At 54.4% G+C, this 25,062-nt stretch carries 23 protein-coding genes; 9 read left to right on the top strand and 14 right to left on the bottom strand.

The annotated features are described in order from the left end of the window. Nucleotides 1–8: 8 nt before the first annotated feature. Nucleotides 9–1,427 (bottom strand): sensor histidine kinase, encoded by a 1,419-nt coding sequence (locus MBOO_RS01380; protein WP_011991284.1) that lies wholly within the window; start codon nucleotides 1,425–1,427, stop codon nucleotides 9–11. Between the two features lie 116 nt (nucleotides 1,428–1,543). After that, entirely contained in the window at nucleotides 1,544–2,509 is a 966-nt protein-coding gene (locus tag MBOO_RS01385; RefSeq protein ID WP_011991285.1) for a phosphoribulokinase, read from the bottom strand. 154 nt (nucleotides 2,510–2,663) lie between these two features. On the opposite strand from MBOO_RS01385, the gene MBOO_RS01390 reads away from it, so the two are divergent. Together MBOO_RS01390 and MBOO_RS01395 are read left to right on the top strand one after the other, a co-directional pair. Then, on the top strand, nucleotides 2,664–3,050 hold the full coding sequence (locus MBOO_RS01390; protein WP_011991286.1) for a hypothetical protein: 387 nt from the start codon (nucleotides 2,664–2,666) through the stop codon (nucleotides 3,048–3,050). A gap of 23 nt (nucleotides 3,051–3,073) precedes the next feature. Beyond that, a complete protein-coding gene (locus MBOO_RS01395) occupies nucleotides 3,074–3,307 on the top strand; it encodes a helix-turn-helix transcriptional regulator (RefSeq protein WP_011991287.1) in 234 nt (77 codons plus the stop codon). Nucleotides 3,308–3,317: 10 nt separating this feature from the next. On the opposite strand, the gene MBOO_RS01400 is transcribed toward MBOO_RS01395, so the two are convergent. Both MBOO_RS01400 and MBOO_RS01405 read right to left on the bottom strand, forming a co-directional pair. Next, nucleotides 3,318–5,639 carry a DEAD/DEAH box helicase gene (locus MBOO_RS01400; RefSeq protein WP_011991288.1) on the bottom strand — a complete coding sequence of 774 codons (2,322 nt, stop codon included), beginning with the start codon at nucleotides 5,637–5,639 and terminating at the stop codon, nucleotides 3,318–3,320. Then, nucleotides 5,626–6,711, bottom strand: coding sequence for a ribonuclease H-like domain-containing protein (locus tag MBOO_RS01405; protein WP_011991289.1), 1,086 nt, complete (start codon nucleotides 6,709–6,711; stop codon nucleotides 5,626–5,628). Before MBOO_RS01405 ends, MBOO_RS01400 begins: the two co-directional genes overlap by 14 nt. Nucleotides 6,712–6,811: 100 nt before the next feature. Between MBOO_RS01405 and MBOO_RS01410 the strand changes: the two genes are divergently transcribed. From MBOO_RS01410 to MBOO_RS01420, 3 genes are read left to right on the top strand one after another with little or no spacing between them, the layout of a single operon-like run. Next, complete coding sequence (locus MBOO_RS01410; RefSeq protein WP_011991290.1) at nucleotides 6,812–7,468, top strand: type 1 glutamine amidotransferase; 657 nt, start codon at nucleotides 6,812–6,814, stop codon at nucleotides 7,466–7,468. Nucleotides 7,469–7,476: 8 nt separating this feature from the next. Continuing rightward, nucleotides 7,477–8,253, top strand: a complete 777-nt coding sequence (locus MBOO_RS01415) for a TIGR01458 family HAD-type hydrolase (RefSeq protein ID WP_011991291.1) — start codon at nucleotides 7,477–7,479, stop codon at nucleotides 8,251–8,253. A 7-nt stretch (nucleotides 8,254–8,260) separates the two neighbouring features. Then, nucleotides 8,261–9,367: a hypothetical protein gene (locus tag MBOO_RS01420; protein WP_011991292.1), complete on the top strand. Its 1,107-nt coding sequence runs from the start codon at nucleotides 8,261–8,263 to the stop codon at nucleotides 9,365–9,367. A gap of 27 nt (nucleotides 9,368–9,394) precedes the next feature. Here the strand turns inward: MBOO_RS01420 and MBOO_RS01425 are convergent, their stop codons facing one another. The 9 genes from MBOO_RS01425 to MBOO_RS01460 form a co-directional block, all read right to left on the bottom strand. After that, complete coding sequence (locus MBOO_RS01425; RefSeq protein ID WP_011991293.1) at nucleotides 9,395–10,273, bottom strand: DNA-methyltransferase; 879 nt, start codon at nucleotides 10,271–10,273, stop codon at nucleotides 9,395–9,397. Between the two features lie 77 nt (nucleotides 10,274–10,350). Beyond that, the gene (locus MBOO_RS01430; protein WP_011991294.1) at nucleotides 10,351–12,999 is read right to left on the bottom strand and encodes a PGF-pre-PGF domain-containing protein; all 2,649 of its coding nucleotides are present in this window, start codon (nucleotides 12,997–12,999) and stop codon (nucleotides 10,351–10,353) included. A gap of 229 nt (nucleotides 13,000–13,228) precedes the next feature. After that, nucleotides 13,229–13,360 carry a hypothetical protein gene (locus MBOO_RS14185; protein WP_269677925.1) on the bottom strand — a complete coding sequence of 44 codons (132 nt, stop codon included), beginning with the start codon at nucleotides 13,358–13,360 and terminating at the stop codon, nucleotides 13,229–13,231. An 11-nt stretch (nucleotides 13,361–13,371) separates the two neighbouring features. Continuing rightward, the gene (locus MBOO_RS01435; protein WP_011991295.1) at nucleotides 13,372–13,875 is read right to left on the bottom strand and encodes a hypothetical protein; all 504 of its coding nucleotides are present in this window, start codon (nucleotides 13,873–13,875) and stop codon (nucleotides 13,372–13,374) included. 192 nt (nucleotides 13,876–14,067) lie between these two features. Beyond that, nucleotides 14,068–14,577, bottom strand: coding sequence for a hypothetical protein (locus MBOO_RS01440; protein WP_011991296.1), 510 nt, complete (start codon nucleotides 14,575–14,577; stop codon nucleotides 14,068–14,070). Nucleotides 14,578–14,764: 187 nt separating this feature from the next. Further along, nucleotides 14,765–15,001, bottom strand: a complete 237-nt coding sequence (locus MBOO_RS13720) for a hypothetical protein (protein ID WP_157677554.1) — start codon at nucleotides 14,999–15,001, stop codon at nucleotides 14,765–14,767. Nucleotides 15,002–15,160: 159 nt separating this feature from the next. Beyond that, nucleotides 15,161–17,059 carry an AlbA family DNA-binding domain-containing protein gene (locus tag MBOO_RS01450; RefSeq protein ID WP_011991297.1) on the bottom strand — a complete coding sequence of 633 codons (1,899 nt, stop codon included), beginning with the start codon at nucleotides 17,057–17,059 and terminating at the stop codon, nucleotides 15,161–15,163. A gap of 577 nt (nucleotides 17,060–17,636) precedes the next feature. Beyond that, entirely contained in the window at nucleotides 17,637–17,951 is a 315-nt protein-coding gene (locus MBOO_RS01455) for a hypothetical protein (protein ID WP_011991298.1), read from the bottom strand. A 19-nt stretch (nucleotides 17,952–17,970) separates the two neighbouring features. Then, complete coding sequence (locus MBOO_RS01460; protein ID WP_011991299.1) at nucleotides 17,971–19,038, bottom strand: GumC domain-containing protein; 1,068 nt, start codon at nucleotides 19,036–19,038, stop codon at nucleotides 17,971–17,973. 391 nt (nucleotides 19,039–19,429) lie between these two features. Here MBOO_RS01460 and MBOO_RS01465 point away from each other — a divergent pair, with 391 nt between their 5' ends. From MBOO_RS01465 to MBOO_RS12885, 3 genes are all read left to right on the top strand, one after another. Next, nucleotides 19,430–20,413 (top strand): DUF5667 domain-containing protein, encoded by a 984-nt coding sequence (locus MBOO_RS01465; protein ID WP_011991300.1) that lies wholly within the window; start codon nucleotides 19,430–19,432, stop codon nucleotides 20,411–20,413. Nucleotides 20,414–20,497: 84 nt separating this feature from the next. Next, nucleotides 20,498–21,481, top strand: a complete 984-nt coding sequence (locus MBOO_RS01470; RefSeq protein WP_011991301.1) for a helix-turn-helix transcriptional regulator — start codon at nucleotides 20,498–20,500, stop codon at nucleotides 21,479–21,481. A 287-nt stretch (nucleotides 21,482–21,768) separates the two neighbouring features. Next, nucleotides 21,769–23,361 carry a hybrid sensor histidine kinase/response regulator gene (locus MBOO_RS12885; protein ID WP_011991302.1) on the top strand — a complete coding sequence of 531 codons (1,593 nt, stop codon included), beginning with the start codon at nucleotides 21,769–21,771 and terminating at the stop codon, nucleotides 23,359–23,361. A 34-nt stretch (nucleotides 23,362–23,395) separates the two neighbouring features. Here the strand turns inward: MBOO_RS12885 and MBOO_RS01485 are convergent, their stop codons facing one another. After that, entirely contained in the window at nucleotides 23,396–23,794 is a 399-nt protein-coding gene (locus tag MBOO_RS01485) for a pyridoxamine 5'-phosphate oxidase family protein (protein ID WP_011991303.1), read from the bottom strand. 135 nt (nucleotides 23,795–23,929) lie between these two features. Between MBOO_RS01485 and MBOO_RS01490 the strand changes: the two genes are divergently transcribed. Then, nucleotides 23,930–25,057 carry an FIST signal transduction protein gene (locus MBOO_RS01490; RefSeq protein ID WP_011991304.1) on the top strand — a complete coding sequence of 376 codons (1,128 nt, stop codon included), beginning with the start codon at nucleotides 23,930–23,932 and terminating at the stop codon, nucleotides 25,055–25,057. The last annotated feature ends 5 nt before the right edge of the window (nucleotides 25,058–25,062 follow it).

Genomic DNA, 25,062 nt, shown 5'->3' on the forward strand with positions numbered 1-25,062 from the left:
GGTATTTCCTAGACCCGAGTCCCGTATGATCCTTTCGGGACAAAGATCTCAAACCGGGCACCCTCACCCGGGATGCCGGTCTCCTGGATCTCCATCTTGGTAATCGCCAGGATCTCCCGGCTCAGGTACAGGCCAAGACCGGTATTCTGGAAGTACTCTCGCCGGAAGATCTTCTCTTTTGCACCGGCCGGGACACCTATGCCGTTATCCTCGTACACAACCATAAGGCCGTGGTCATCCTCACGTGAGAATACCCGGATAACGGAGACCCTTTCCCCATGACGCAAGGAGTTTTCCAGGAGGTTGAAAAAGACCTTCTCTATTAAGGGATCCGCATAGACCCAGAGATTATCGAGGTGAATTTCGAGCGTCATACGGGAAAGGGCGAGGCTGCCTGCAGCCCGGGAGAAGATCTCCTCCGCATTCTGCCAACGGGGCGCAGCGTTCCCGATCTCCTGGTAGTCCCGGGTAAAGAGGATCTGGGTCTTCATAGTCTCTGCGGTCGAGATCGCCTTACCCAGGGATTCGCGGACCCGGGGATCTGTACTGGCATTGAGGCAGGACTCCAGGTACCCGAACATCCCGGTGAGCTGGTTGAGGATGTCATGGCGGGTGATCGAGTTCATTATCCCAAGGTTCCTGAGGGCTTCACGGAGTGCAAATTCCGCAGTCTTCCGCTCTGTGATGTCCCTTCCTACGGACTGGTATTCGATGATCTTTCCTTCGGCATCAAAGATCGCCCGGTTTTCCCAGTTCTGCCATGCCACCCTGCCATCGGGAAGGATCCACGGCAGTTCCAGGGTACTGGTCGGGGCATCCGGGGAAAGTGCGCGGAGGTCCTGTAAAAAGAGGTCCTTCTGGCCGAATGGCGGCAGATCGACCGTTTTCCCAAAGATTAATTCTTTCTCATTCAGGGAGACGTAACGGCAATAAGCCCCGTTTGCAAAGACCAGTCTGCCGTCAGGCCGGAACCGGACAATAAATTCAGACTGGTCCTCCACAACGCTCCGATACCGCTTCTCGCTTTTTTCAAGTTCCTCCTTGATCCGGTGCTGATTTACGGCCTGCGTGACATAATGCCTGAGTACCGGAAACACTTTTTCCGGATCCGTCCCTTTGAGAAGGTAATAGGTTGCACCGGTGTTGAGCGCCCGGATGGCGTCATTATGGCTGGATTTTTTTGCAAAAATAATAAAGGGGGTTGATTCCTTACGCCCCAACCGTAAGACCTCAAGGAAAGCCTGCCCATCCGTCACCGGCAGGCAGGACTCGGACACAATGACATCGAACCGGCGTTCCCGGATAAGATCCAGGGCTTCGTACGCAGATCCGAGCGTCACTACCCGGATCCCGGGGTCAGACTCAAGGAACCCGCGGACCTCTTCCTGCATACGGGCATCCGGCTCAACGTACAGAACGGAAATCATACTTTTGCTGCAATAAGATGGTGGTACTATCACTTACATGTTGGGTTTGGCGAATTTTTTCCCAAAAAAAATTCCATTTGCCGCACAATGGCAGAATATTTTACAAAAACAAAAAATTATCTGTGGTCCTGCAGGAAAATCCGCCGGTTGATGATCCGCCACGAGAGGAGCAGCTGGACAATATTGGTCGGGGTCACAACCTTTCGCCCGGCAAACATCTCTATAGGGTGGATTCCGGTCTGGTGCTCGATTGAGAGTTCCAGATTACGGACCGTATCGTAATTCATCTCCCCGTCAAAGGTGAGTGAGCGCAAAAAAGAACATTCGATCCTCTGCGTTGAAAATTCAATAGAGAACTCACTTTCATGGAAGGCAAGCAGGGAGGTGAGATCGATAGAGAGGGATGTATTGCGGACTGCCTGGTCCATCGGGTTCTGGAGCAGGGAGATGGAGTATACATTTTTTGCAGGCCCGAGATCCTTCCCGTACTTCGAGTACCCGATCCGAATAATTGCATCGGCATTGCAGCGCTGAGGTTCGATATATGTCGCATAATCTGCTTCGCGCCGGGCAATCTCCCCGTTGACCTCGTCCGGGGAATACCCCCGCTGCCCGGTATCGCGCTGCCGTTTCCATGCATACTTGACCTCCCGGTCCGGATCGACAAAGACGGAGAAATCCACAAGATCCCGGAGAGCCGGCGTAAAGAGGGTGTGGAGGCCTTCAAGGATCAGGATCTTTTTTGAAGGAAACGGGATGGGTGGATCGAATGTGCCTGTTGCATGATTGTATACCGGTTTTTCAATCGCGTAGCCTTGTTTAAGGTGTGCCACGTCTGCTTCAAGCCCTGAGAGATTATTTGCATCGGGATGGAGCGGGGTAATATCGAGGTGGTGGCGCTCCTCCCGGTCATACGTGTGATAGTCATCCAGCGTGATGGTGGCAACAAGGTCAGGGCCGAAGATCTCGCGGATGGCGTTGGTGAATGTGGTTTTTCCCGATCCGCTGTCACCTGCAACGCCGATGACAAAGACAAGTGGAGAGCGGGCGATGATCTCCTTGAACGGGGGAGTACGGGGCATGGTGTACCCGGTACCTGAAACGTTATCCCAGATAAGCGTACAGGAGTTGCCGGCCCCTGATTATAATGGTTGACGTGTCAGCGTATGTTAGAAAAAGATAACTTTATCATTCATCATATGTTAGAATAATGTAACAAAAAGTGGGGTAAATCTCATGAAACCGAGAAACATTTACCGGATTGTTATCGGGCTCCTGTTTATTCTGACCGGGGCAGTTGCCGGCCTGTCCTCATCAGGGAACATCGTCCTCCCGGTGATCCTCCTTGCAGCCGGTGCCGCATTTCTTACTACCGGCCTTATCCGGCACAACCGCTATGGCGATGACCCGGAATCGGACGAGCGCTCAAAAAAGATCGGGGCGTACGGGCTTTCGTATGCATGGATGACCGGTGCTGTGGGGATAACCCTGCTCTTCTGGGGAGAGTACGCCGGAATCGGACACCTTGGAGGGACGGAGGCACTGGAGCTGTCCGTGCTCCTGCTGGTAATCCCGGCGGTTGTCTTCCAGGCCTACCTTTTCCGCAAAGGGGATGTAGAGTGAGACTGAATGGCAGGATTGCATTCATGCAGACGAAAATAAAGGAATGCCGGGCCCGGTACTCCCTCACTCAGGATGAACTCGCCAAAAAGGTGGGCGTGCGGCGCGAAACGATCGTCTTTCTCGAACAGGGGAAGTACAACCCGTCGCTCAAACTTGCGCACGATGTGGCAAAAACCCTGCATACGACCATCGACGAGCTCTTTATCTTCGACGACGATGAGCCCGGGCCCGAGAGCAGGGTCGTGCTTGTGGACTAATCTTTTTTTCTTATTGTGCCACCGGCCCGGCGCCCGGGATGATGCCGGCCTGTCCGGGCATGGTAATATTTCCGGCCCCGGCCGCTGCAAGCCCGGCAAGGATCATGACCGTTGCCTCCTTGTCGAGCGGGATATTATCGTTCCCGCACTTGGGGGAGTAGATGCAGGACGGGCAGCCTTTCTTGCACGTACAGTCGCGCACCATCTCGTGCGTGCGGGTGAAAAGCTCCGGAAGCAGCGTGTATGCCTTCTCTGCAAGGCCGATGCCGCCCTCGTACCCATCGTAGATAAAGATCATCGGCTCGCCGCTCTCCCCAAATACAGGACACGAGAGGCCGCCGATATCCCAGCGGTCGCAGAGAACAAAGAAGGGCATGAGCGCGATGAGTGCATGCTCGGCCCCGTGCAGCCCGCCCGCAAGGTCGAGGCCGCTGGCACAGACCGGTGTGGCAAGAGTCTCGGGGACAACCAGCCAGAAGGCTTTGGTCCGGAACGTGATCGGCGGTAGATCGAGCGGTTCGACGCCAAGGACCGTATCGCCCTTCTTAATCTTGTACGCGGTGTACCGCTCGGTCACTTCCACGTTGCCGAATGCACAGGTGACACCGTGTATCTCCCGGGTTTCAAGCGTTTCGAGAACCTTCAGGCTTGTGTCCTTGAGCGGCTGCGTATAGTAATCGACATCCGTTTCACTCACCCGGACAGTGTGGTTCTCAAGGTCCATCTCATTTACCACGTACGTGATGCCCTGGTGGAGCATGATCGCCCCCTTGTGCGCCTCGCGGTATGCCTGCGCCCGGTCCATGGTTTCAAGCACCCGGCCCTCGCAGAGGATCCGGAAGCTCTCCGCGGCCATCCCGTCAAGTGTGACCGCCTCCGCGGCCCGGCCTCTCCCGGCATACACAAAGCCCCGGGAGGTGCGGGAGAGAAGCCCGCTCCCGGCAAGATCTGAAAGCACCGGGGAGAACCGGTCACCGAAAAATTCCCGGTCCTTTTCTTCATGGAGGGGAAGTTCCGCTGCTGCGCACAGGAGGTGACCGGAGACGATGTACGGGTTTTGCGTATCGATGATCGCATGCTCGTGGGGCCGGGAGAAAAACTCTTCCGGGTGGTGCATGAAGTACTGGTCGAGCGGGTTTGCCTGCGCAACGAGCACCGCAAGCGACTCACCGGCCTTTCTCCCCGCCCGGCCGGCCTGCTGCCGGGTGGACATCATCGTGCCCGGGTAACCGTCGATAATCACCGCATCGAGCGACCCGATATCAATCCCGAGTTCGAGCGCGTTTGTCGAGACAACTCCCCTGATCTCCCGGCCTTTGAGCCGGCTCTCGATCCAGCGGCGCTCTTCGGGGAGGTAGCCGGCCCGGTAGGCAAGGACACTTTCTGCGAGCCGGGGGGAATTGCGCCGGAGGTCCTCTTTTGCCCAGAGCGCAACGAGCTCCGCGATCTTTCGGGAACCGGCAAAGCAGAGCGCCTGGAGGTCGCCTTTGACACAGGAAACGAGAAGATCCTTTGATTCCTGATGGGCGGAGCGCTCGCCAACGCCATCGAAAAATGGGTTATAGAGGACAAAGTGTCGTCTGCCCCGCGGGGAACCATCGCTTTCCACCTGCACGAAGGGCAGGCCAGCAAGTCTTTTTGCAAATTCCTCCGGGTTTGCGAGCGTTGCACTCGAAAGCACGAACTGTGGATCGGTGCCATAATACCGGGCAAGCCGGCGGAGTCTTCGAACGAGAAGCGCGATTTGCGAGCCGAAGATCCCCCGGTACCGGTGGGCTTCGTCCAGCACAACGTACTGGAGGTTTGAGAAAAACGGGCTCCATTTACTGTGCCAGGAGAGGACCTGGTGGAGTTCGTACGGGTTCGAGATCACGATCCGGGCGTGCTCCCGGATCGCGGACCTTTTCGACTGCGGGGTATCCCCATCGTAGATCGCGGATTTTACCGGGATACCGGTGAACTTTTCCATTGCAAGGAGCGTTGCGAGCTGGTCGTTTGCAAGCGCTTTTGTGGGGTAGAGGTAGAGCGCCCGGGCATCCGGGTCTGCTGACATACGCTCAAAGACCGGGAGGTTGAATGCAAGGGTCTTCCCACTCGCCGTCGGGGTTGTGATGATCACGTTCCTGTGTTCGCGGAGGAGGTTGACTGCCTCGCACTGGTGGGTGAAGAGCCGGATACCGGCATGGGCCAGGTATGCATCAAGCGCATCGGGAAGAGGCCGGTCGAGCTTCCCGTACGCTGCCGGTTCCGGGTCCGTAACGTTGTGGCAGGCGACCCGGCTGCGGTACACGGGATTGGTGCTGATGAAGTGCACCACATCAGCAACGGCCACAGGTCTCCCCCAGCAGGTAAAAGAAGAGGTGCGCCGTTGATATCACGTCCTGCCGGTTGTGGTGGACGATGGGGACGAGCGGGCCGCAGTTATTTGTCCGCAGGTAAGTCTCGTAGAACTCGGGGACCATCTGGCCCGGCACATCGTTTTCCCGCCCGACACCGAGAATTGCGGATTCGAGTTCCCCGAGACGGCAGGAGGGATACTGCCCCTTCCACCGGCGCCGGGCAAAGTGCAGGACATCGAAGTGCGGGACCCGGGAAACCGGGGGGATGCCATAGTATGCAAGCCGGTCCTGCACGTACGGGAGGTCGAACGCTTTGCCGTTGAAGGTGACAAGCGCTTTTTTCTGTCTGGCAAAATGGCCTGCCAGTGCCGTGAGTGCGGCTGCCTCCTCGCCGATGTCGCGGAGCAGGTACTGGCGGACAACGAAGTTCCTTTCTTCAACGGTCCCGACCCCAAAGAGGATGATGGGCCGGGAGAAGAGGCCGAGCGTCTCGATATCGAGGAATACGAAATCTTGAGGTGAAAACGCACCGGCCGCCCCGAGCACGAACGGGTGGGACTTTGCATGCCGGTTGCCGGCAAGGTCCATGATCTCACGGGGATCGGCACGGCTAAGGCGTTCGAGCACCTCACGTGCCGCGTACCGGAACCGGGGGTGGTTTGCGAGGTCGGCTATCGTTTTCCAGCCCCGGGCCCTGAGCCGGGCTGCAGAGCGCTCCCCGATCCCCCGGACCAGCGTGAGGTCGGCAAGCATCTCCGCACTAAGACGCTCCCCGTCAAGGGGAGGGGCAGCAAATGCCTCGCGGTGTTCGAGGGCAAGGCAGGTCCCGTTTTCTGTTTCGATCTCGCTACCGGGAAACAGGGATTCAAACGAGACATTGTCGTACTGTGATACCAGTCTCCCCAAAAGGGCCCGGGCCCGGTCGTATTCGGAAGAGAACAGGCAGGAACCGGCAAGTCCCGCTCCAAAGACGTTCCCGTCGCGGACCACGCTGTACTCCCGCAATGCAGCCATCCTCTGCTGCCAGATCTCCCCTATCCTGCTTTCAGCCTGCATGCCGGCCATCCGTATGTACCTGATCCCAAAATCTCCTGTTTAAACTCCCGCCGCGGGGAGTGAAAGTGATAAGAAACCTCATCAGCATGCCCGGTACACCATTCCGGCAATGATCACGATCCTCCGGCACGGGGAACACGAACCCGCGGGTACTATCGAAGATACCCTGAATGCGAAAAACGAGCCTTTCACGGTCATCAGGCTGTACGAAAGCGATCCCGTTCCGGCCGACCCGCCGGAACGGCTTATCGTCCTTGGCGGCCAGATGAGCGTGAACGATGAGCGGGAATTCCCATTCCTTGTCGATGAAAAATCGCTCGTAAAAAAGGCCGTGGCCCGCGGTTCCACGGTGTTTGGGATCTGCCTTGGCGCCCAGATGATTGCAGCGGCCTGCGGGAAAACCGTGTATGCCGGAGAGAAGGAACTCGGCTGGCGGACGCTCACCGGCTGTAACTCCCCCGGCCATCGCTTCTTCCCAGGACAGTTCAACGTGTTCCACTGGCATAAGGAGACATTCGATCTCCCGGAAGGAGCCCGCCTCCTTGCAACCGGGACTGCGGTGAAGAACCAGGCGTTCATGCTCAATAACGCGCTCGGTGTCCAGTTTCACACGGAGGTAACAAAGGAGATCATTACCTTCTGGGCAAAGGATCTTGGCGCGGACGAGCGGGATCTGATCCTGAAAGACTCCGAAGAAAAACTTATCGAGAACAGGATCCTGTGCGACGCGATCGTCAGCGTGTTCCTTGCCGGCTGGAAATGGTGAGGGGAGTTATGCCGGACCGGAAGATCAGGGGTTTTTTAATCGATCTCGACGGCGTGCTCTATACCGGGGACACCCCGGTCCCCGGAGCTGTTGAGGCAATTGAATTCCTGACAGAAAACGGCTACCCCTTCCGGTGCCTCTCCAACTCTACCCGGAAATGTCGGGCAACGATCGCGGCCCGGCTGGAAAAAATGGGTTTTGATATTCCGGAACACTCGATCTTCACTCCACCCCTTGCCGCGGTCCGGTACATGGAGGCGGCAGGAAAAGACAAGGCCTTCCTGCTTGTGACCGGCGATGTTGACCGGGACTTTTCCGGCGCCTGCACAGATGACGGTTCGGGGCACATGGACTATGTGGTGGTCGGCGATGCGGGGGATAATGTAACCTATGCAAATCTCAACCACGCCTTCCGCTGCCTGATGGAGGGGGCGGGACTTATCGCACTCGAAAAAGACCGGTACTGGATGGACCGGGACGGGCTTTCGCTCTCGGCCGGGCCGGTAGTTGCGGCCCTTGAAATGGCCTCTGGCACGACTGCAACCGTGGTCGGGAAGCCATCAAAGGAATTTTTCGGCCTTGCACTCCGGGACATGGGGCTTGCGGCCGGAGAGGTCGCCATGATCGGCGACGATATCTTCACCGATATCGGCGGGGCACAGGCTGCCGGTATACGGGGTGTCCTTGTCAGGACAGGTAAGTTCAGAAAGGATGTATGCGAAAAAAGTACTATAATTCCAGTGGCAATTATAAACTCTATCCGCGATATCGGAACGCTCCTGTAACACTATCATGACCCGCACCGATCGATTCCTTATTGTTGTTGTTGCCACGCTGATGGTTATTGCCATGGCTGCGGGGTACTTTTATGCAACCCGCCCGCAGGTGGTTGTTTCCCATATTGTTGTTGGCACCGATGATTCCCCGCCAATAACGACCACCCATACCTTCCCTTTTGAAAATAACCAGATCACCATTACGGTTCCTGTCGATGCAGCAGTCTACGATGCGGCAAAATCGACAGATAAAACGGTCTCTGTTTATGGTAACGTGACTGAGAACGTCTGGGTAACGGATAGTTACCAGGAACTGATCAACGATCCCACCCAGGATCAAATGTTCACCAATCTCATTGCGCAGTTCCGCAAAATCCGGGACGAGAAGGGGCTCACCAGCGACGAGTATCTTGAACTGATGGCCACCTACACCCAGTCCCTCACGTACGAGAACAACCCGGAGACACCAACAAAGTACCCGGTTGAAACTGTAGTTGAAGGGAATGGAAACTGTGGTGACAAGAGCGTGCTTCTTGCCGGTCTCCTCTCCCGCGAGGGGTACAAGGTATCGCTCCTGCTCTTTACACCTGAAGCGCATATGGCAGTCGGGGTCGGCTCCACCGATTCGCTGTACAAGGACACCGGCTATGCCTATCTCGAATCGACCAACCTCTCCTACGTGGGCGTCCCTCCTGATGAGCTGGAGGGAGGTATCCGGCTCACATCCGAGCCGATGGTTATCCCGGTTGGAAACGGGACCACGCTGTATACCCGTGGTGCGGAGACTGCCTACATTTACAATGAGGAAACCCTCTCCGAACAGAAAGTGACTGCCATAAACGCACAGCTGGCACCGATCGCTTCCGATCTTACGGCAAAACAGAACCAGATCTCCCAACTCGAATCCCGGATGGAATCACTGCGGAGCTCGGGAAATATCGGGGGATACAATGCGCTGGTCTCATCCCAAAACGCGCAGGTATCGGCCTATAACGCAGAACTCTCCACCTACCAGAGGGAAGTGGCACAGGGCAATGCCTATGCCGAGGTCTACAATTACGTAATCACCCACGTGTACGACCGGAAAGGCACCTACTCCTGGGTGAAGGCAAATATGCCGTAGTGCCGGACCCGGACGGACCGCAAAAATTCACGGTTCAGGTTCGGGAAGGCGCTGATCCGTTGCTTCCCGGAGGCGCCGTACCGCTGTGTCGCAGTACTGGTGCGAGACATCAATCCCGATAAACCGGCGGCCGCATTTTGCGGCAGCAAGCGTGGTTGTCCCGGCCCCGTTGAAGGGGTCGATCACGATATCGTTTTTGTACGAGAAAAGTTTCATGACCCGTCGGGGCAGTTCCTCGGGAAACATTGCCGGGTGGTCGAACTCTTTCATCCGGTGCTCGGGCGGGATCTTCCAGCGGCCGATCACCCATTCCTTGAATTCATCGGAGGTAATATCAATATCCTCGCGCCGTCCGGTCTTCTTGTGGGTCCCCTTGTCAAAGATCTCGACAAACTCCCAGGTGTACTTGATGTAGGGCATGGAGGGGGATTTCCAGCTCCCCCATGCGGTGTACTTGGCGTTGTAGTTGTTCTTCTCCCAGAGGAATTCCGCTTTCCAGAGAAGGCCCAGCCCCAGGAGCTGGTTTGAGATGATATGGTGGGTGGGGACATAGTCCGAGAAGAGCGGCTGGACATTGACTGCCATCCTGCCTCCGGGCCGAAGCACCCGGACACATTCTGTCCAGACTGCATTGAGCGTGGCAAAATAATCGTTCCACTCCCGGGTGTCATCATGGGGATCCTGGGCATATGCGTGGCCGAAATTGTAGGGTGGCGAGGTGATGACAAGATCCACGCTTTCAGAGGGCATCCCGGAAAGGACAGAAAGCGCATCCCCGCAGAAGATCCGGTTGACAAAAGGTTCGATCTCCGGGTTTTCCCGGGAAGGGAGGGGTGCCTTGGCATCCTTTGAACCTTTACGGACCTTTGCCTTCCCGGCCTTGTCCTTTACTTTTTCCTGCTTCAAGGATCACCCTGCCTGTGGAGTACTGGTGGAGCGGGGAAGGTAAAGAACGCATCTTCTTATCGGAACAGCGATCTGTTTCAATCGTACTTCCGGAACAGTTTCGGGTTCTGCCGCCGGATCCACCAGCGCCGGAGATACAGCCCGCACGCAGGTGCGGCACCAGCAGTGCCGATAACTGCGGCAGCCGTCCCGGTACCGGATGCCTGCGGGACGCCGTTATTTGCCGGAACAGGGGGGGTCCGGGGTACCTCAGGAGTTCTGTCTACGGATGCAGGGGTATCCGGAGCGACTGGCGGGGCGGGGGCCACAGACACCACAGGCATACTTACGGCAGGGGAAAGTGCGGCTGTATCCATGGTCCCTATGGAATTCACCCCTCCCATGGAGCTCCGCGTGGAAACAGCAAGATACGAGAAGCCCGGGGTGGTTGCCGTAAAGTAATGGGCATCCCCGGAACGGTTCAGGTATGTGGTTGGCAGTTCAGACCAGATGTCCTCCTCCAGGCGCATGAGAGTGACATGGGCCGGTGTGAGACGGTTTGCCCGGAGCCAGGTATCTGCCACGGCAAAGGTGATAGTCCCGGAGCTGATGGCAGATGGATTTGTGGCAACCGGCTCAAGGGAAACGATTCCCGCGGTGACGTGATCGTTACCCGGGGGCCGTACTGTCATGCCATATGCGACGATGAGATCGGTAGGGCCAAGAGGCTGGGACGGGACGAGGGTAGCCGCAGTGACAGTATAGGGGTACTCCGCAAATCCCCTGCTTCCCGCATTATCGAGGGCAAATGACATAATCCCTCCCGCGGGTGCGCCGGGAGATGTGGCTACAGATGATATGCCCCGACCGGATATTCCGCTCTCCGACACGCTGCCCCCAGAACCTGTTATCGCTGGCAGGGGTGTTGGTTCCGGTGGAGGAACCGGTTGAGTGTTTGTCGGAACCGTAGTCCGGGTGAGGGTTGGCACATCGGTCGGGAAAGTTGTAGGTACTTCCGTTGGAAGAGTTGTCGGTACTGTGGTTGGGGGGGTTGTTGGTACCTGGTATATTACCGAGAATCCGTTCTGGAGAAGACCTCCCCGCTCGTCGGGGTTAGTCACCACAACGTTCCAGCTGCCGGCTTCCCGGCCGGTCAGATCGAACGTACAGGTAAGTTGCGTTGACCGGAGGGCCGTTACATTGGTGGCCAGGATGTCGGTAAATCCGGTACGATTCAGTTTCACTGTAGGGGCAATGGTTGTGTTGAAGTTGCTCCCCGTGAGATCCGTAATCTGGATAAGGGTCGCATTGGTACCGCTGGAGGGGGTGATGCCGGTGACCGTAGGGCACGGCTGCGGAGCAGTGACGGTAAAACCTCCCGCCAGTGTTCCCGGAGGACTCCCGGGGTTAGCGACAACGACATTATATTTCCCGGCTGCGGCACCAGTCAGGTTGAATGTGCTGGCAATCATTGTCGCAGAGCGCCACGTAACGCTGCCTGCCGGAATCGAGATCACACTCCCGATATCAACGATCTCCAGCGAATTGCCGGTCTTACCGGTCACATACGCGTACGGGCCGGACACGGACACACCGGAGGGGACATCCAGCAGCGCACCTCCGGGCATGTTCGAAATAGTACCGAGATGAATCGGGACGGCGGGATTCGAAACATCTACAATTTCAAGCGCGTTGCTCCCGTAACTTGCCACATACGCGTAATGGTCGGACACATACACGCCCGTGGGAGCACCCAGCATGGCCTCACCCGTACCACTTACCAGGGCTCCCTTATGGATCGGGTTTGCGGGGTTTGCGACATCCACGATCTCAAGGGTGTTGTCCCCGAAGCTTGCAACGTAGGCGAAATTCCTGATGACGAACACATTTTTGGGGTTTTTCAGGAATGGAGATTTTCCCTTTCCATCATTGATGGTGCCCTTGTGAACGGGATTGGCCGGGTTTGAGACATCTATGATCTCAAGGGTGTTGTTTCCGGAACTGGTTACATATGCATAATTACCTGAGACAAATACGCCGGTCGGATTTTTGAAGAGGATATCATCTTTCATGGTGCCTGCATGAACCGGGGCGGCAGGATCGGATATTTCCACGATCTCCAGGGAATTACTCCCGGAGCCTGCCACATATGCATACCTGCCGGAAACAGCGACTGACTGGGGGTTGTAAAGGAGCGCCCCGCCGGTTCCGTTGGTGATGCTCCCTGCATGAACCGGGTGTGCCGGGTTTGAGATATCGACGATTTCCAGGGCGTTGTTCCCGGAACTTGTTACATACGCATAGTTCCCTGATACGGCTACACCGGTGGGAGCCTTCAGGAGAGCACCCCCGGTCCCGTTGAGGAGGCTGCCTTTGTGGACCGGATGGGCCGGATCCGCGACATCGATAATTTCGAGCGCATTACTCCCCTGGCTGGCCACGTATGCATGGGAGCCAGAAAGAAAAACCGCCAGGGGGCCGTTCAGGAACGGGGCCGTGCCTCCCCCGTCGGTGATGCTGCCTGCATGGATGGGGCGGGCGCCCACTGGCACCAGAAGTACCTGCGCCCCGGCCGCAAAACCCGAACCGGAGATGTTTGCGGTAAAAGTACGGGTCGTATTTTCTCTTGTATCCGGGGTAATGTCGGTAACCGAGGGAGCTGACGCGGCAGCACCGATCCCGATCAGGAGGGACAGGAGAAGAAGGGTGAATACGGTACGTGCTGGCAGGAGTGTGGGTTTGTTCATGGAGCAGCCTCATTGGGAATTCAGGGATCAGGGCGATTGCCGGCCTGACAGGATTCCCGGCTCAACGTTCAGAGGCGTGGATCTCGGAAGTCCGTATTTTATCATTGAGGAGAAGACCAAATAAATATTGTTAATTGTATTCTTTATAAAAATACAGGTTTAAACCCTGACAGGGAAGATCAGGAAACCGGTCATGGCGGGGGATCCTCCCCCGCTCAGGCCCGTGTTCTTATTTCTTTTCTTCACTGTGCTCCATGTGGTCGAGTACCCGGTCCCACATGACAAGGAGACCGGGGATTACCACGTAGGCCAGGAGACCGGTGCCGAGGAAGGCCCCGACAAGGATAATCTCGTTGTCCATGCGGGCCATCTTTAGGCAAGGGATGGAACGCCGTCCGCCCAGGTCTCGACCACGGTCTGGATGGAGTCGTCCTCGTAGGACGAGAGCGAAACCTGCTGCCGGGCAAACGTCAGGAGGAAAATTTCCCCGTTTGCCGCGTGGCACTTGAGGGTCACGGAGAACGTGTCGCTCTCGATTTCGTGTGCGGGGACTCCGCCGTGGGCCGCGATGTTTGCCGTGTTTGCAAGGACTGCGGCAACACCGGCCTTGTAGCCGGCCACCGTGGCGTAATTCTCCGCGGTACGACCGACGATTTTTGCCTCATTGTCCTGGTACACGAACCGGGCCGTGTAGTTCTCCCGGGACTTCTCTACGGGCGGGTGGTTGGCGCCCGTGCTCATATACGATACACACCCGAACGGGTTGTTCAGGATGACGGACTGGACCACTGCGTTGAGCGTGTCCACGTCCTCGAACGGTGCCGCAAGCGTGCGGACCGCACTCTTTACTGCACTCTTTGGTGCGAAGTCTGCCATTTTTCTCACTTCCTTTGTTTTTGTTCTGTCGCAGGGCGCCCTTTGACATACAATCATAGTATTTGTAGGGATAAAGTCCTGAAAAAGCGGAGGAATCCGGGGCGGGAATATGACGGAATCCGGTATTTGGGCAATCCGGTGTGGAGCAGAGTTGAACGGACGCTGCAATCGAACGATAAAAGAAAAGAAGGGTTAGTCCTCCAGCAAGGACGGGAATTTGTGGTCGTATGCAAGACCGCCGGGGAAGACCCGGTAATATCTCCAGCCGCAGGATGGCGAATGTACCCAGATCATAATCCGGCAGCGGAGCCGGCCGGCCATCAGGCAGAGATATTCCACGGCCTCTTTGTAATCGGCGTGGAGCCGGGCCGCGCTCGGGACCGGCTTTCTCGCGCCGATAACAAGCACGAGCAGCGGGTCATCTTTTTTGAAGGCAATGATGTTGACCGGCAGGGGTGATTCGGCGAGCCGGACCGGGACGTGCCCGTTTGCAGCAAGGATCCGCAGTGCTTCATGGACATGGGCGCTGTTCCTGCTATACCGCTGAGCGGTACCTGCCTCATTCCCTCCCGGGGCAGTGTGCAGGATTACCGTTGTCTCACCTGCGACTGCTTCGCAGGGGTTAATCCGGTTGCTGTACGAGGCACCGGATGCCATTGCACCCGGGGCAATCACGTCCTGTGCGGTTGTTGTTTCGATCATGATACTCCTCTTTTTTTGCAACGGCCCGTGACCCGGGGCCCGGGTATTCTTATGTGCGGCAGGAAGGCAGGCGCAATCGGACCTGCCCGTACGCGAAACAAACGCCGGCCCGGTAGAGAGAACCACGTACGATCGCTATGGCATATGCTGCAAAGCGATCACAAACCCATGACAACCGGACCGGCGGTCAACGACGCAGAAAAGAGATTGCGGGCGAAAAGATCCCGGCCCGGGTACCCGCAGAACGTACCCCGGCTCCGGCAATCAGGTAAGCTGGTGCTTTTTCCATCTCAAAGAGCCCGAAGAGGCCGCAGGTCAGGGTCATGAGGACAAAGCAGGTCTTCGCGAAACGGCGGGCGACCTTCTTTGGATACCCGATCTTCGCGAGCTTCCTCGTTACCTTGGTGCAGAAATCCAGGCTCATACTGATTATTCTAAAAATGATAAGGGATGTTATATGGGCTGCGGTAGATTCGGAAAATTTGGTAGTTATTGGGGGAATCGGGGGCTTAAATGGGGCCGGATGGGTGTAACCCGGAGGTTAGCTGAATGGGGGAGCGCGGGAGGAGATGATAATGAGTAATTATCGTTTTTTATAGTTCCAGTGTTTTGTGATATAACTAGTGATTTCTTTACCCATCAATAATTGAGATTGATTCCCGGATCTGACAATAAATTCACTATGATTAGAATTATTTGAATTAACTAAGAATATGGGTTCAATTGTGGGTTTTACAATTACACGACAAATCTCTTTCTCACTTAATCTTTCAAAAATCACATCAATATCTAATCTGATCCCCCGCCCAAAAAATTTATTCAGAACCTCGTTTAAACGAATTTCAAAACCATCTCTGTTTTGAACACGGCGCGCTTGTTTCAATTGGGCATAGTCTTTATCTAATCCCACGATATTTTTATTTTTATCTACACCAATTAACAGGGTTCCACCTGATGAATTTAAAAAAGCAGCTATTGTCCTTACTACTTCATATTCTGTAGAATTGCTAATCTGATTTTTTTCATAACTCCACAAAAGAGATGATTTAAATTCAACCAATTGTGATTCCCCAAATTCAATTAATGTCTCTACAGGAGTAGTACTATCAGAAACCGAGGTTTCAGTTCGTTCTTTTAAATACCTCCTGAAAGCGTTCTCATCAATCGTGATTTCTTTTGCATCAAGAATTCCTCTTTTCTGGATTTCTCGAATACACTTTTCTGCACTGGTGTGCATAGATCCACCATGCCCTGAAAAATCTGTTCCACATGTGAGGAAAATAATCCAACCCATCCCTTGCTCATCAAAATATTGTGATTTATTCAAGATCCCATAACTATAGAAATAACCTGAAACTCCGTCCTCAGGATGCTTTATTCGCAGGATTTCAATTTTATTATTAGATGATACATTTTCACTCGAAGTTAATCCTAATAAAAATGGAATAAAAGCGTATGTTCCAAAAGCATCATGCACCTTGCCAGAGTCAATGTATGTCACGGGCAACCATTTAAAATGATAATCAATTTTTTTAAATCGTGCTTCATCGTTGGAATTATCAGAAAAATAATAAGGCTCATTGATATAGGTTCGATCTAATAAAGGAAAAATTAAAGACTTACTAATATTATCTCTAACGATAAAATGTGATCTTGAAGAGGTATGATATTCTCTAAATTTTGGAGCTAGGCATTTTTCAAAAAGCGGTTGGAATAATTGATCCAATGTGGCCCACATAACAGCATTTTCCTGAAATGCAGGGTCTTCATAATCGTTGTGTGAATAAATTTCAGTTATTCTTTGAAGATCTTCAGAACTTAATCCCGTTGCAGGATTGTGAATATTTTTTGCTAAACTATGCTGAAATTCATTTTTTTCAAGTAATTGATACCAAAGATATTCTAATGTATATGCATATCCTTTAAAAAAGTCAGATCCTATGGAATCAATATCTAATTTAATTAATCCAACAACAGCTCCAGCGGGTTTCAACCGTGATGTATCATTAAAAAATATGTGTGTATAATGTAGTGCGGCAAAACGCGAGATCTCTTTTTCGGGAAAATTTTCAGTCACATTTGCGTTTTTAAAAATCTCTCTAAAAATTTTTGAGATTTCCTCGGTTTGATGGATGATCGTTTTTAATTCCGCCCAATCCTTGGCATTTTTAATTGGTTCAAAATATCGCCATATATTTTTTATAACAATAACTTTTTCACAGGAGTTTGGGATTTCATCTAAAGGCAAATCGGCATTACAAGCGAACGAGAAATAATCGTCCATTTCTAAATTAAGAGAAAAATCTTCAGATATCTCATCGACTATTCTAATTCCGCAAATTTCCAAAAAATAGCGATAACCTAAAAATAGAGGCTCAAAATCCTCGATTTTGTGATAAGTTCTTATCCAACTTTGAAATTTGTCAATATCTGAAACATGATCGAATATTTGGAAGGCTGCGAGAATATCGTCAATATCCATTAGATTACTAAAAGTTTAGAGAACAAAAAAATCTTTTTATAAGATCTTGACCCTCTCTTCTTTTCCGAAGATTTACGATTTCAAGACCCCGCTCCTCAATTGGTATGAGTGATCTTCATCTCCCCCGTTCCAAAAGAAGGGCGGCCCACCCCCCCCTCCAAAAAAATCGATCGCCTCCCTCCCCCCACTTGGCGCTCCGCAAAAAAATTGGTCGGACCGATCGATTTCAAAATCGGTCGGGGTGACCTCTTTTCTTCCAGTATCTCCACATGTGCTTCCACTGGAGGTTTAGGCGAAGCGGGGTGATCGGTCCGATCGTTTCTGAAATTGGCCGGACCGATCAATTCCGGAATTGGTCGGGGTGACCGATCGTACAGCAGGATCGGAGGTAGCCCCCCTCCCCCAGTTTGCCGCTCCGCAAAAAAAATGATCGGATCGATCTATTTCAAAATCGGTCAGGGTGATCGCGCCCCTGGTGGATAGGTGGGGTGTCCCTCTGGACTCAAAACCGCAAAAGTGTGATTCCCCAGTATTCTCAAAACCCGAAAAAAAAGAGAAAATAATACGGGAGATCCCGTCATGGCATAATATCGCCAAAGTCGGCGGTGTCCGGGGCGGAAGCCTGGGTCGAATTGAGCGCCTCTGCCTGCGCCACGGCATCGCTGCCATCGTCAGATACCAGTCCCTGGTCGGAGACTGCCGGGGCGGTCGCTGCCGCGGTTGCCGTGACTACGGGGGTACTCTGCGCTGTGGTCTGGGGCGTGGTGACGGTCTGCTGCCCGCCTGCCTGTCCTGCACCCGTGCCTTGGCTCTGTGACGTGCATCCGGCACCGATCAGGAACAGGACCAGGCACAGGGCTAAAATTCCCGATACCGTGATTGTTTTCTTCATCACTCATTCACCTCTTTTGTCACCCGAATTTCGGGGCAAAACCCCCGACGCTCTGGTTTGTCCTGCGCTCTCCTGCGGTCCGGTTCTCCCGGTTCTGTGCAGTCTGGTTTGCCAGCTGTGACCGTGCCTGCGCAGTAATCTGCTGGAGAGCCTGGGCATATTGCTGATCAAGTGATTCCAGCTGCGAATTCACGCTGCTGAGCGTTGACTGGTCGTGGTTCTGCAGTGCAGTCTGGAGCTGGGACTGGAGCGCTGTTATCTGGGAGAGAATGGTCTGGGCATCAGAAACATCCAGTCCCCGTGCGGTAAGATTGGTCAACCTGTCCTGCATCCGGGTTGTTGTGTTGGTAAATTGCGCGAGCCGGGCTGACTCCCGTGCCTGCCAGGACAGATTGACCACGGCCTGGGAAAGTTGCTGGCACAGGGAATCAATCTGGCTGTTTACCTGGCGGATCTGAGCCTCATCTTTTGCATCAAGTGCAGCCTTGAGCTGCGGCTGGAGGGCCTGTATCTGTGACTCGATAGCCTGGGCCGATGAGACATCGATCCCCTTTGCCGTCAGGTTCGTCAGGAGGTCTGTCCTGCGGCCGTCATTGTAACTGAACTCATCCAGACGGGATTTTTCCCGGTCGGTCCAGTAGGTGGTATCCAGATTCTGGATGTTTGCCTGATCTGCAGTCACCGAACTATTGACGGCAGCCTGCAGGGCCGACCCTGATCCGTTGCCCGCGGAAATGGCAGTTTTGAGATCCGTCCGGAACTGCGTGACCTGCTGGGTCATGGTCCCCCAGGCCTGCGTTATAGTATCATTGGAGCTCATGGACTGGACCGAAGAAACGGTTGCTAGAAACTGCTGTTCGTCATTCTGCAACGTACTGGTTGACTGGTTGAGCGTTCCGATATACTGTATCGCCCCATCCATCTTTGCCTTAAAGAGTTCACCGGCATAGGCCGTGTACGCCTGCATTGCGGCGATGTGCTCGGAATTGTCTGTCCAGGGCTGGCCGGGACTCCATGCACTTACGGCGGGAACCATCAGAACTGCCAGCACGAGCAGGCAGAGAATTATCTTGGCATGCTTGACCAACTGTGATCACCTCAGGAAAATTTTGGAAAATATGCTTGGCAGGCATCAATTTAAAACTTGTCAAATTTACTTTACTTTTCCGGGATGATCCGCGGGTATAGGTGTCCACATCACGTGCGGCCCCTCCGGGTAGTGTGCCCACAATTTTCCCTGTTTTCCCGCGCTCAAGCCCCTCCGGTATTACCTGCAATCCGGTCCTGGCTCAAAAAATGCCCGGATTTTTTACAGGCCAGATTGTGCCCTTTCTTTTCTTTTGGACAATCCGGAACGGTCTCTTGTCATAGCCTGTAGGCAGGGACAACCGGACTTGGACGGGACTGTGACGACACTTATGTAAGCTGCGAAAAAACAGACTGATCAGACGGCTCAAGCCGGATTTGGAGGAAATGCGATGAAACCAAGAACTGTCGTGCTCCTTGTGCTTCTTGCACTGGGGCTATGCTGCGCCATCGGACCTGCCATGGCGGACAACAATAGTACAGTATGGGGAATGCCGTCCTCGGGTTACAATCAGTCTTATGCCCGGTCCATCGGACCGAACAGTTCGCTCTACGGTCTCCAGACCGCATTTGAGAACCTTGATGAGTCCTTTACCTTTAACCAGACCGAAAAACTGGAAAAGGAGATCCAGTATGATAATATCCGTATTGCCGAACTGGAAGCCGCCCTTGCGGCAAACCAGAGCGATGCTGCCAACCGGGCAATGGACCAGTACAGGCTTGACCTGAACCGGACCCAGAGGACAATATCGTGGTACAATACTACCGACTCCCAGTACGCGTTTAACGGGACGGATTTGGGCACTGGTCCTCAGCAGGGGTCTTACCGGAACTCTACCGGTACCGGGCTCCCCGATGAATCGCACCGTGCCAGCTCCCCGCAGCCCCCCAATGCTGCAGCCATGATCGCCGCGCAACAGCAGATCGCCCTGCACCAGGATATCCTGCAGCACCTTCTCGACGTGCATCCCGATAACAGTGCGCTTGCCCGTGCATACAACACAAGCGTTGATGCGGAAAAGAGGTTTGAAGACAGGACGCTGGTCCATTTCGATCTCGAGCGTACTGCGGATCACCACGTCATCTTCCACCCCGTCGTCCTGAACCCTGTTGTTCGGAATCATATCGCCACAACGAACTCCTGGAACCAGACCCGTAACACGGTCACCTACACCGGGAATGGCCAGAATACGGATCATACAACCCAGAACTGGGTTGACCAGCACCGGCAGGACACTTCCCAGGTTAACAACAGCAACGGACAGTATCCCGCAAACAACCAGGCATACCGGTACAGGAACACCAGCTCCACCGGTTCTGACAACCGGAACACCTACCAAAACAATGGCCGGGATGACCAGCACCGGTTCCCGTAACTGCCATTCCTCCCCGCAGCCGGTTGCTGGCCGGCTCGCGTATTTTTTATATCGCACAGGACAACGATCAACAAACGGGTTACGATGGATATGCTGAAACGGTACGTGGCAATAACGATCCTGCTTCTTTTCTGCATCCTGCCGATTGCAGCAGCTGCCACCCCCTCAGATTATGCCACCACCTATACGATCACGCTGCAGCCGGATGGATCGGCGCTCTGGACCGTGGAGTACCGCACCCCACTTTCCACGGAAAGCGATATTGCCGACTTCCAGGAATACTCGGCAAACATAACCTCCGTGTATCTCCCTCAGCTCGAAGACCTCATACAGCACTCCTCATCAGAGGCTGCAACTGCCACGTCCCGTCCTATGAGCATTGGCAATTTTTCCGGCAATGCGGTAGTCCAGACCTCCCCGACCGGGCAGTTCGGCGTCGTGACGTACACGTTTGCCTGGACAAACTTCTCTGTACCGGAGGGCGGCCTTGTTGCCGGTGATTCCTTTGCCGGGGGACTCTATCTGGACAAGGATTCTGCCCTGATCCTCCGGTACCCGCCCGGTTATTCTGTTACTTCTGCCGACCCGGCCCCTGACCAGCAGTCGGGCAACAGCCTTACCTGGTACGGCGAACGGGAGTTTGGTGCCGGCGAGCCTCAGGTCGTACTTGCGGCCCCTTCTCTCCCGTTCCTTCCGCTGATCGCACTTATTGTCGCTGTAATCCTTGTTGCCGTGGCCGGGTTTGCGGTTTACCGCAGAAAACGCTCTCCCCGGGAACCGGAAGCGGAACCCGATGAACCCGGTGATCTGTCTCCTGTCCTCTCCAGTGCAGATCTTGCAAGCCTTGAAGATCGGATCATTGGCCTCCTCAAAGCACATGGGGGGGAGCGGTTTCAGTCGGAGATCGTCAGGGAACTGGGCCTGCCCAAATCAACCGTGAGCTCTACGCTTAACGATCTCCACCACCAGGGAAAGATCCAAAAAATAAAAAAAGGGCGGGAGAATCTCATCCGTCTTGCCGAAGAGGATAAAGATTCTAGGCCAGAACCGGATGCCGGGTTCCGGTAATTTTTCCACTTACGTCTCTTTTAGGGAGCCACGCTTCCGCCGGCGCCGAAGTTAGCGGGCTGCGATCGGCACGATACTTACTTCCATTGTAATCCCGGCCAGGTGCAGGAATTCACCTGCGGAGTTGCCGATCCATACCTGGTACCTTACAGGAAAGATGCAGGATTTTTCTAAAAACCGATCATTTGCGGCGATACCGGGTATTTGGCAGCACCCGTGTACCAGAACCCTTAAATTTGCCAGATGGAAATTATTCAATATCTACTTTCTGACGGGTCCTGCTTTCCATGATCTCTGCACTCTACGTGGATGATGATCCCGACCTGCTTGAGGTAGGCAGGCTCTTTTTGGAGCGATCAGGGAATATCCGGATTGAAACTGCATTATCCGCAGAAGAAGGCCTGAACAAACTCAGGACCACACCTTATGATATCGTCATCTCTGATTACCAGATGCCCGGGATGGACGGGATCGCATTTTTAAAAGTCGTCCGTACCCGGTATCCCAAACTTCCCTTTGTCATCTTCACCGGCCGGGGACGGGAAGAGGTTGCTATTGAAGCCCTCAACAGCGGAGCAGACCGGTATATCCAGAAAGGCGGCGACCCCCGGTCCCAGTTTACCGAGCTTATCCATACTGTAAAGGACTCTGTGGAGAAGAGGCGGACACAGGAAGAGATCATTCACCTTAACCGTCTGTACTCGGTGATCTCGCGGACCAACCGGGCGACCATCCACATCCGGGACCGGCAGGCGCTCCTTGACGAGGCCTGCAGGATCGCGGTGGAGGAAGGAAAATTCCTGATGGCCTGGATCGGTATCGTGGATCCGGCAACCCGCGAGGTCCGCCCGGTTGCAGCCTGCGGGTACGAGGCGGGGTACCTGAGCCTGCTTTCTATTACCGTAGACAATGTGCCGCAGGGAATGGGGCTGACCGGCTCCTGCATCCGCGAAGGGTGCCCGATGGTCTGCAACGAGATCCTGTCCGATCCGCGGATGGAAGACTATCGCGAGGAAGCTGCACGGCGCGGGTACTGCTCGTCGGCCTCGTTTCCGCTCCGGGACGGAAACGAAATTATCGGTGCCATGCGGTTTTACTCGGGAGAGTGTAACTTCTTTAATGATCGCGAGCTGGCACTTTTGCGGGAGCTCACCGATGATATCTCATTTGCGCTTGAGATGATGGAGCGCGATTCCACGCTCGCAGAGCTCGCGCTCTCCAACCGGAAACTCAACCTGCTCAATGACCTTATCCGTCACGATATCCTCAACACGCTCACCGGTCTTCTGGGCCTTGAGGATATGGCCGCAACCCGGTTATCGGATCCAACCGCAACCGGTCAGATTCTTGACGAGATCAGGGAGAGTACAAAGCGCATCCAGCAGCAAATCACCTTTACCCGTGATTACCAGAATATCGGGGTGCATGCACCGCAATGGCAGGACCTTCATGCTGTGGTAACAAGGGCGGCGGACCCGGCAAATCCCGGACCGGTGGCTCTCAAAATAACAATTGACAAGGATCTGGAAGTCTACGCTGATGCGATGCTTGAAAAGGTCTTCTTTAATCTCATCGACAACGCACTCCGGTACGGCGGCGGGGATCTCACCAGGATCGCTCTTTCTGTCCGCACGGAGTGTTCCTGCATCATCATCACCTGCCAGGATGACGGGCCGGGGATTCCGGATGCAGAAAAAGAACGGATATTTGATTCAGGGTTCGGGAAGAACACCGGTCTTGGCCTCTTTTTGGCCCGGGAGATTCTTGGAATCTCCGGGCTCTCGATCCGGGAAACCGGGATATCCGGCAAAGGCGCCTGCTTCGAGATTACTGTGCCGGAACAGGCATGGCGGCGTAAGCGTGTTCCCTCCTTGAAGTGACAGATCTTCTTTTAAAAAGTGGATGATGATCCTCTTACAGGATCTTTTTTCCTGCATCCGGGCCGGGCTTGATGGTGTACACGCCGGTAATTTTCATGACTATTGCCGACTTGGGCTCAAGCGTGGCCTTAAGCGACTTGACCCATGCAACATCCTCGGTGAAGATCGTTCCGCTGGTGTGGATAGTAACGGTGCCCTTGATCTGGTAGCCTCCTTTCTCGCCCCAGAACGTGAGGGCGACCCTCGGGTTCTCCTTTATGTTGGCAAGTGTCTTGTTGAAGTACTGGTCAGAGACCAGGATCGTCTCATCGTCCAGGAGCTTGTATGCCCCGATCGGGACGGCATTGGGGGTGCCGTCTTTTGCAGCTGTGGCAAAGTAAGCGGTTTTTGTAGCTGCAAGCGATTCTTTGATTTCTGCGGTGAGTTTTGCCATATAGGGTTCCTCACTTCATAATCTCCAAAAGGACTCTTAATGGTTTTGCCGTCCGTTTTTTTTTGGACTCTGCAGTGAAAACCTGTTGCCTGCCACCAACAGGTTAATGAAGGGCCCAAGAATAAAAAAGGACATATGCATACCTTCATGTTCACGGCGGACTCTCCGGATGAGCTCTCGCATGGGATCCGTGAGCAGCAATCACGTTTTACCCCGACTCTTGCGATTGTTTTCTCTTCTCCGTCGCTCGATATGGGGGCCTGTGTCCGGGCCCTTGAAGGATCAGGATGTGATGTTTTTGGTGCATCAACTGCAGGGGAGATCCTGACCGGTGCCGGGGCTTCAAAGGTCTTTGAGCAGTCCGCCACCTGCTGCCTGCTCGATCCGGACCCGTCGATCTTTGCGGTCCGTCTCTTTCCTCGCAACGACGTCCCCCCATTTGAACTGGGGGAGCAGGCAGGCCGCTGGGCAGCCGGCTGTTTTGCACAGCCGGCTATTCTTTTGGCGGTTTCGGGGCTTACCAATAACGCCGAGGCGATTATCCGTGGGATGGAAAAACATCTCCCGACAGGCACGGTGATTGCCGGGGGCGTTGCCGCTGATGACACGGCGTTTCTTGAAACTACGGTCTTTACGGCAACCTCCCTAACAAGCGATGGTATTGTAGTGCTGGCATTTGACACCGCCCGAGTCTCCCTTTCCAGTTTTACCACGAGCGGGTGGACCGGTATTGGTGTGGAAATGACAGTTATGTCTTCCGCCGGCAACATTGTCCGGCAAATCGACGGAAAAAACCCGCTCGATCTCGTTGCAGATTACCTCAATATCAGTAAAGAGGTTGTGGTCAGCACGGCGCTGAATTTTCCGATGCTGGTACAACGGCCCGATGGAAGCGAAGTGCTCAGGACTGCACTTTCCGCAGATTACACAACCGGTGCCCTGATCTATGCCGGGAGTGTCCCTGAAGGATCAAAGATCCGGTTTTCGAGCTCCTTTGGTACTGAGACCATTGAAAAAACTATCCGTGAAATGATCGCGTACTATGAAAAGAATCCCGAGGCTGATCTGGTCATCCTCTTTGACTGCTGTGCCCGCCACCAGGCCGCCGGTGCCTACGTAAACGACGAGATCTCCGCCATCGCCGATCTCTGGAAGGTACCGGTCATCGGTTTTTTCACGTATGGCGAGATCGGGCATTCACCTTCAGGGAAATGCGATCTTTTTAACGAGACGCTCTCCCTTGCCCTGCTCAAATTCAGATGACGCTC

The organism is Methanoregula boonei 6A8, assembly GCF_000017625.1.
Taxonomy (GTDB): domain Archaea; phylum Halobacteriota; class Methanomicrobia; order Methanomicrobiales; family Methanospirillaceae; genus Methanoregula; species Methanoregula boonei.